This is a genomic window from Streptomyces sp. NPDC002690, from assembly GCF_053592415.1.
The window spans coordinates 1-7,482 of the sequence record NZ_JBSFVR010000368.1; the positions used below are offsets into that span (position 1 = coordinate 1).

The 7,482-nt window shown below is 72.3% G+C and carries 6 protein-coding genes; all 6 read right to left on the reverse strand.

Translation table 11 applies throughout. From position 1 onward, the window contains the following. Positions 1–93: 93 nt before the first annotated feature. Positions 94–2,034, reverse strand: a complete 1,941-nt coding sequence (locus ACWD3D_RS30630) for a DUF2264 domain-containing protein (RefSeq protein ID WP_451464005.1) — start codon at positions 2,032–2,034, stop codon at positions 94–96. After that, on the reverse strand, positions 2,031–3,065 hold the full coding sequence (locus ACWD3D_RS30635; protein WP_451464006.1) for a hydroxyacid dehydrogenase: 1,035 nt from the start codon (positions 3,063–3,065) through the stop codon (positions 2,031–2,033). The genes ACWD3D_RS30630 and ACWD3D_RS30635 overlap by 4 nt, the downstream gene beginning before the upstream one ends. 114 nt (positions 3,066–3,179) lie before the next feature. After that, positions 3,180–4,079 (reverse strand): carbohydrate ABC transporter permease, encoded by a 900-nt coding sequence (locus tag ACWD3D_RS30640; protein ID WP_451464007.1) that lies wholly within the window; start codon positions 4,077–4,079, stop codon positions 3,180–3,182. Continuing rightward, positions 4,076–5,077: a carbohydrate ABC transporter permease gene (locus ACWD3D_RS30645; protein WP_451464008.1), complete on the reverse strand. Its 1,002-nt coding sequence runs from the start codon at positions 5,075–5,077 to the stop codon at positions 4,076–4,078. Before ACWD3D_RS30645 ends, ACWD3D_RS30640 begins: the two co-directional genes overlap by 4 nt. A gap of 91 nt (positions 5,078–5,168) precedes the next feature. Further along, positions 5,169–6,548, reverse strand: coding sequence for an ABC transporter substrate-binding protein (locus ACWD3D_RS30650; protein WP_451464009.1), 1,380 nt, complete (start codon positions 6,546–6,548; stop codon positions 5,169–5,171). A gap of 93 nt (positions 6,549–6,641) precedes the next feature. Beyond that, a partial coding sequence (locus ACWD3D_RS30655; RefSeq protein WP_451464010.1) for a substrate-binding domain-containing protein occupies positions 6,642–7,482 on the reverse strand: 841 nt, incomplete at its 5' end.

A 7,482-nucleotide genomic window follows, 5' to 3' on the forward strand; every position in this document is an offset into this window, starting at 1 on the left:
GCCCCGGAACACCTCACGGCCCGGTGCGCGAAGAGCGGGCACGGAAGCGGCCCCGTCCGGCGGCTACCGGGCGGTGGCCGGCTCTCCATCCGGTCACCGTGTGCCGTGCTCCACCGAAACGGAGGCGGCGGCACCCGCGCCGAAGACGATCCGGGTGACCGCCCCGTCCTCGGCCCAGGCCACCTCCACGGTGTCCCCGGCACCCCGGGCGTCCACCGCCACGTTCACCCCGCTCACCGCCGTTCCCACCGGAGCCGGCTCCGCCTCGCCCGTCAGCGAGGCCAGGGCCACCAGCACCACCGTGCCCTCGGCGTCCACGGCCAGCCGGGGCATGACCGCCCAACGGGTGTACGCCGTGCCTTGCGGGGCGCGCACCTCCTCCTCGGACTCCCAGCCGTACAGCCCGTGCAGCACCGAGCGCGGCGACGCCTCCGGGGCCGTCGCCCAGCCGGTCTGTTCCAATCGGGCCCCCGCCGGGACACCGAGGAGCCGGTGGACCCGGAGTTCGTAACGGCCCCGTACGAAGGTGACGCTCTCCACCCGCAGTCCGGGGACGGCCGGCGGCTGACCGGGAAAGACCGGCATGTGCCAGGAGGCCGCCCAGCCCCAGCCGTCCCCGTGCCCGGCTCCCAGGGGGTGGATCCGGCGACGGACGCTACGGGCGGCGCCGACCCGGACGGAGAGATGGTTGTCCGCCACGTTCACCGGCGAGGAGGGACCGGTCGCCGTGGAGTACGCGAACCGCCCGTAGTGCGGGTCCGCCTCCGCCGCCGACTCGCCCTCGTGCGGGCGGACATGGTCGCTGCCGTGGTTGTGCAGCCGGACGATCCCGTCCGCCCGGGTCGACTGCACCAGCAGCCCGGGCGCCGGCAGCGACAGCACCCGGTCCGGGCCCTCGCTCGGCGCGGGCTCCTCCGGCGCGGTCCACAACGGGTGGTCCGCCGGGGCGAGCAGCGAGACGAACGCCTTCGACGCCCAGTACGGCGAGGCCGGACCCGAGTAGTGCTGGAGCGTCGCCCCGTGCGGGCCGTGCCACCCGAGGCTCAGCAGCCCGTCCTCGCCGGTCGCCCCGCGCTCCAGGAAGTACCGGAGCGAACCGCTGACCAGCCGCCTCGACGCCCCGGGGGAGAGCGGGGTGTGCCCGGAGACCGCGCCCATGCCGACCGCCGCGCCCGCCGCGAACCGGTAGGCGAGGGACCGCCCGAAGTGCATCGGCGCCCCGTCCGCGCCGAACATCAGGGAGAAGCTCTCCAGATGCTCGCGCAGCCTGCCGCCGTAGTGCGCGAGGAGCTCCCGGTCGCCCGAGAGATGCGCGTCCAGCACCGGATAGAGGTGCAGCGCCCAGCCGTTGTAGTGGTCGAAGGCGCGCCCGTCCCCGTCCGCGTACCAGCCGTCGCCCCGGTACCACCCCTCCAGCAGGTCCAGCGCGCGGGCCCGCGCCCGGGCGGTCTCCGCGTCGCCCCGGCCGACGGACTCCAGGAACCCGGCGACGGTGAAGGGGAAGAGGTACCAGTTGTTGGGCGCGGGGGTGTGCCGCAGCGATCCGCGCAGCCACTCCTCCGCCCGGTCCTGGGTGCCGCCGTCGAGCCGGTCCCAGAGCCACGGTCGGGTCAGCCGCAGGCCGAGGGCGACGGACGCCGACTCCACCATGGGCTGGCCGAAGACCGTGTGGTCGCGGATGAGCGGCCAGGACTCGGTGTCGTCGCGCCCGGGGGTACGCGTACCGGCGGCGAGACCGTCCGCGTACCGGTCCAGCCAGCCGTGCGGGTCCTTGCCCTCGGCACCCGCGACCCGGAACGCGGCGGCGAGGAAGGTGCGCGCGTACCCCTCCAGTCCGTCGGAACGGACCCCGGAGCCCGAGGGGCGGCCGGGCAGGTCGAGCATCGCCCGGCCGGGCGTGGCCCACTGCCAGGCCGCGTGCAGCAGTCCGTCCGCGGCGGCCTCCCAGTGCGCCCGGGTGTAACCGGTGAGAGGGCTCAGCGCGCGGTCGTCGTGGGGGAGTCGGAAGGGGAGCGGGAGCGGGGCGGTGGTCATGCGAGGAAGGCCAGCCTTTCCGGTCGTACGGGATGGGCGAAACCGTCGCCCGCGGCCCAGCGCGCGACCTCACCGGTCGCCAGATCGGCCAGCCGCCGCCACTCGTTGCCCTCGGACCCGGCGAGATGCGGGGTGATCAGCGCGTTCTCGCACTCCCAGAGCGGGTGGCCGGCGGGCAGCGGGTCCGGGTCGGTGACGTCGAGGACCGCGCGGATGCGGTCCTGGCGGAGTACGTCGGTGAGGGCGTCCTGGTCGACGACCGCGCCGCGCGCGGTGTTGACCAACGTGGCGTCCGGCCGCATGGAGGTGAGCAGTTCACGGCTGACGAGTCCGCGGGTGCCGGGCAGCAGCGGGGTGTGGACGCTCACCACGTCGCTGCGGGCGAAGAGTTCGGCGAGCCCGGTCCCTTCGACGCCGAGCGACGCCGCCTCCTCGGCGGACACGTACGGATCGTGCAGCAGCACCCGCAGGTCGTACGGGCGCAGCAGCTCGATCACCCGCCGACCGATCAGCGAGGCGGACAGGATGCCCACGGTGCGGCGGTAGTTGCCGACGTCGTGGGGGGTGCGCAGCATGTCGGTCCGGGCCCGCGTGACGCGGAACTCCCGGGCGCGCTCCAGAACCCGCTTCCCGGAGAGCAGGATCATCGCGACGGTGTACTCCGCCACCGGCAGCGCGTTGGCGGCGGCGGCCGAGGACACCGCGATACCGCGCGCCCAGCAGGCGTCGGTGACGAGGCCACGCACCGAGCCGGCCGTGTGGACGACGGCCCGCAGCCCGGGAGCCGCCGCGAGCACCCGCTCGTCGATCGGCGGGCAGCCCCAGCCCGTGATCAGGATCTCCGCGTCGGCCAGGGCCGCGCGGGCCCGGTCGGTGGTGAAGTCGTCCAGGGCGGGCACCGGCGCGAGCTCGCAGACCTCGCCGAGCGCGACGAGAGCCTCCGGCAGGAGCACCGCCGCCGCCGCGTCGGGCTTCATGGCGAGCACGGCGCGCGGCCTGCGGGGTGTACGGGGGGAAGCGGAACTGTGCATGTCTCTCCTGGTACGGGGGCGTTCGCGGAGCGCCCCGGGGGGACGGGCCGCGCCGGCCGCCGGGGCGGGGCGGTCGGCGGGACCGCCCCGGGGGGACGAGCCGCGCCGGCCGAGCTACTTCACGGCGCCCGCGGTGAGCCCCGACCGCCAGAAGCGCTGGAGCAGGGCGAACGCGAGGATCAGCGGGACGATGGCGAGCAACGAGCCCATGATGACGACGGGGTAGTACTCCGGGGAGACCGACGCCGAGCTGTTCCAGGTGTACAGGCCGAGGCTGACCGGATACAGGTCCTGGTTCGAGAGCATCACCATCGGCAGGAAGAAGTTGTTCCAGATGGCGGTGAGTTGGAAGAGGAAGACGGTGACCAGACCCGGCCCCAGCATCCGCATCGCCACCTTGAAGTAGGTGGCCAGTTCGCCCGCACCGTCCACCCGGGCGGCCTCCAGCACCTCGTTCGGTACGTACCCCTGGCTGAAGATGCGGCCCAGGTACACCCCGAACGGGTTGAAGAGCACCGGGATGAAGACGGCCCAGAAGGTGTTGACGAGCCCCGCCTTGGACGCCATCAGATAGAGCGGCAGCGCCAGGACGGTCTGCGGCACCATGACGGCCGCGAGGACCAGCCCGAACATCTTCTCCTTGTGGCGGAAGCGGTACTTGTCGAAGGCGTACCCCGCGGCGATGCTGATCAGCGCGCCCAGGGCCGCGCCCAGCACCGCGTACAGCAGGCTGTTGGCGTACCAGCGCCCGTACAGACCCGCGTCCATGGAGAACACGTCCTTCAGGTTCTGGACGAACGAGAAGCCCTTCAGGGAGAGGACGTTGCTCTGGAAGAGCGCGTCGCGGTCCTTTGTCGCGGCGAGCACCAGCCACAGGACGGGCAGCAGGGTGTACAGCACCGAGATGCCCACCACGAGGTTGACGACGGCCCGTCCGGTCAGCCCCGGCCGCCGGGCGGCGGAGGCGGAATCGGAGCGACGGGAGGTGGTACGGGGTACGGCCGGAGCGCTCATCGGGCGTCCTCCTCGGCTGCGTCGGCGCGGTTCGTCCACCGGGTGACGCCGTAGGACAGCGCCACCGTGAAGGCCAGCAGGATCACCGAAGCGGCAGCCGCCAGGCCGTAGTTGTTACGGGTGAACGCGGCGTCGTAGATGTACATGCTGGGGGAGAAGCGGGAGTTGATCATCGGGGTGGACTGACCGAGCAGCATCGGCTCGGTGAAGAGCTGGAGCGCGAAGATCAGCGTGAACATCGCCACCATCACGATGGACGAACGCACCAGCGGCGCCTTCACCTGGAGCGCGGTGCGCACCGGCCCCGCGCCGTCGACCACCGACGCCTCGATCACCTCGCGCGGCACGGCCTGCAACGCGGCGTAGAACACGACCATGTTGTAGCCGAGATTGCTCCACAGCGCGATGTTCACGATCGAGGGCACCACGGTGTGCACCCCGAGGAAGTCGACCGTGATGTCCGCCTTGCCGAGAAGGTCGATCACCGGACTGATCCCCGGCGTGTAGAGGTACAGCCAGATGATCGCGGCGATGATGCCCGGCACCGCGTGCGGCAGGAAGAGCGCGAGCTGCGCCGAGGCGCGCAGCCGCACCACGCCCGAGTCCAGCAGCAGGGCCAGCGCGAGCGCGCCGATCACGATCAGCGGGATGTAGATCAGGCAGTACAGCGCGACGATGCCGAGACCGCCGAGGAAGGTCGGGTCGGTGAGCACCGCGACATAGCTGCGCACTCCGACGAACACGGTCTTCTCGGGTCCGAAGCCGAGTCCGGGTTGGTCGTCGCTGAAGAAGCTCAGCCAGATCGCGGTGCCGACCGGGATGAGGAAGACAATCACCAGGAGGACGAAGAACGGCGTCATCAGAGCGCCCGCGGCGCCGAGTTCACGCCGGCGCGCCGTCACGCGGCCGGCCCCCGCCCGGGCGGGCGGTGCGGGACGCACGGTCCGCCCCGCACCGCTCACGGGTACGACGGGCGGGGTGGTGCTGGTGCTGGCCATGGGGGTCACCTGCCTCTCTGCTGCGTAAGGACACCGGTACCGCGTGGGGTCGGACCGGCGGGGCGGTGGTGCGAGGGCACCCGGGGGCGGCTCACGTGGAACGCTCGCTGGTGGCGAGGCCGAGCGCCCGCAGATCGGGCATGGTGCCCTCCTGCGCGGCTTCGATCGAACTCAGCAGCGAGCCCTTGCCGCCGCTCGCCCGGGCAAACCCGTCCTGCATGACCTTGCCGGTGGCGGTCATCCGGGGGCCCCAGATCCAGCCCTCCCGCACGATGCGCGCCTGCTCCTCGAAGACCCGGTAGATGTCCTGGCCCGCGTAGTAGGAGCGGTCGAACGCCTGGCTGCCCACGGAGACGAGGCCGGGCGCGGCCGGATACTGGCTGCTCGCCCCGCTGGAGAGCCGGGCCCGCAGCGCGTCGGGATGCGAGACCTGCCACTCGATGAACTCCATCGCGGCCTCCGGGTGCGCGCAGTCCTTCGTCACCGCGAAGGTGGAACCGCCGTGTGTCCCGTTGGACGGGTTCGCCACGTCCCACTGCGGGAACGGCGCGATCGCCCACAGCCCCTTCTGGCCCGGGCGCGCCTTCATCTGGGCCCCCGCGTCCCAGGCGCCACTGAGGCGGACGAGCACCGATCCGTTGCCGATCTGCGCGTCGCTCTGCCGGCTCTCCACGGCGTTCATGAACACCTGGTCCCGGTCGATGAGCCGCTGCCAGTACGCGGCGACGCGTCGGGTCGGGGCGTCGGCGAGCGAGACGTTCCAGGTGCCACCGGTGGTGGAGAACCACTGGGCGCCCGCCTGCCAGGCGTACGCGGCCATCTGCGTGGCACCGTCGGTGGGGAAGAGGACGAGCCGCCGCTCACCGCCCTTGCCCCGGACGGTCGCCGCCGCCTCCTCGAACTCGTCCCAGGTGCGCGGCACCCGGAGCCCGTACTTCTCGAACAGATCGGTGCGGTAGTGCATCACCATCGGTTCGAGGTCGAGCGGGACGGAGAAGATCTTGTTGTCGAACGTGGTGAGCCCCAGTGCCTGCGGCAGCAGCTTCGCGCGGAGCGTGTCGCTGACGAGCCCGGTGAGGTCCCGGGCGACACCGTCGATGGCGAACCCGGGTACCTGCGGGTACTCCAGGGTGGCCACGTCCGGGGCGTTGCCGGCCCGGGCGGCGTTGCTGAGCTTGGCGTAGCCGCCCTGACCGCCCGAGGGGATCTGCTGGAAATCGACCTCGACGGTGCGGTGACCGCGGTTGAAGGCGTCCACCACTTCCTGGCTGCCCCGCAGGGCGGACCAGAAGGTGATGCGGACCTTGCCGCCCTTGCTGCTGGTGCTGTTGCTGCCGGTGGTGCTCTTGGTGTCTGTACTGCTCGTGCTCGGCCCCGATGTCCCGCCGCCGGAGCAGGCACTGAGTGCACCTGCCACCGGCAGCGAGGCCATCGTGGCCAGCACGGACCGACGACTCTGTCGATCAGGCATGCGCGCCTCCCGCGGCTCCTGTTCGGGACAACGGGAATCCTGATCGCCTGATCGTAAGCGGTCAATAGATCGATCAGAAGAAATGTAAAGCGGTCAAACGATCGGTCCGTGTGGTGGGTTGCCCCATGCCCGCGCCGAACCGCGCACCTTCAGTTCCGGCAGCAACTCCGTGCGCCGCACCGGCCCTCGCGCTCCTGCGGATCCACCCAGCCGGTACAGCAGCAGTTCGGCGGCGGCCCGCCCGATCTCCGCCTTCGGCGGCGAGACCGCCGTCAACGGCGTGGTGCCCAGCGCCGCCACCACATCGTCGTACGCCACCACCGAACAGTCCTCCGGCACTCGCACCCCGCTCTCGGACAGCCGCTGGACCAGCATCAACGCGTCCACGTCACCGTGCAGCACGGCCCCGGTGGCACGGCGCTCCCGCAGCACCGCCGCCAGGTCCACCGCCGTACCTGCCTCGCCGCGTCCGCCGGGGCGCCCTTCGCCCCGTTCGCCTCCCCCGTCGTACCTGCCCTCCGAGGCGACCGCGTCCGGCGAACTGAGCACCACGTGCCAGTCCTCCACCTCCGGTCGCGCGGCGGCGATCTCCGCGAAAGCCGCCCGGATGCTCCGGGCGGTCGGGCTGTCGTCCCGGGCGGCCAGCACGATACGGCGGTGTCCCAGGGACACCAGGTGGTCGACGGCGAGATGGACGCCGTACCAGTGGTCGGAACAGACCGAGTCCAGGGCGTGCAGCGCACTCCCCGGGCGGGGCCTGCGCTCCATCAGCACGGTGGGCACGCCCACTTCGGCCAGCCACTGGTTGTCCGACTCCTCCCACGCGGCGCCGCGCCAGCGCGGCGCGATCAACAGCCCCCGAGCGCCGGCCGCGAGCGCCTGCTCCACCAGGGGCCGCTCGGTCCCCCGGGCCTGCGGGGCGATGTGCAGCGCG